At 64.2% G+C, this 839-nt stretch carries 1 protein-coding gene; it reads left to right on the plus strand.

Annotated features, from left to right (window positions below):
• On the plus strand, window positions 1-839 hold an 839-nt coding region (gene kdpA, locus NKI85_RS37770), incomplete at both ends, for a potassium-transporting ATPase subunit KdpA (protein ID WP_352780983.1).

Consider the following 839-nt stretch of genomic DNA (forward strand, 5'->3'; position numbering starts at 1 on the left):
TTCGGCCGCATGGTCGGCAACCAGCGCCAGGGCTGGGCAATTCTGTCGGCGATGGGTGTGCTGTTCATCGCCGGCGTTGCTGTCTGCTACTGGGCCGAGGCCGCCGGCAACCCGCTGGTCCATGCGCTGGGCATCGACGGCGGCAACATGGAGGGCAAGGAGAGCCGTTTCGGCATCGCTCTGTCGGCGCTGTTTGCGGTCATCACCACCGCCGCATCCTGCGGCGCGGTCAATGCCATGCACGACAGCTTCACCGCACTTGGCGGCATGATCCCCATCATCAACATGCAGCTCGGCGAGGTCATTGTCGGCGGCGTCGGCGCCGGCTTCTATGGTATCCTGATGTTCATCGTCATTGCCGTCTTCGTCGCCGGGCTGATGGTCGGACGCACGCCCGAATATCTCGGCAAGAAGATCGAGGCCAAGGAGGTCAAGATGGCGATGCTGGCCGTCCTCTGCCTGCCGCTGGCGATGCTGATCTTCACCGCTATCGCGGTGGTGCTGCCGACCGGCGTTGCTTCCATCGCCAATGCCGGCCCGCACGGCTTTTCCGAGGTTCTCTATGCCTATACCTCGGCTGCGGCGAACAATGGTTCCGCCTTTGGCGGCCTCGGCGGCAACACGCCCTGGTACAATATAACGCTCGGCATCGGCATGCTGATGGGCCGCTTCCTGGTCATTATTCCGGCGCTGGCGATTGCTGGCTCGCTGGTGGCGAAGAAGACCGTCCCTGCCTCCGCCGGCACCTTTCCGACCGACGGTCCGCTATTCGTCGGGCTGCTGGTCGGTGTCATCCTGATCGTCGGTGGCCTGACCTTCTTCCCAGCCCTGGCGGTCGG

This window comes from Mesorhizobium sp. M0571 (assembly GCF_040320985.1).
Lineage (GTDB): Bacteria > Pseudomonadota > Alphaproteobacteria > Rhizobiales > Rhizobiaceae > Mesorhizobium.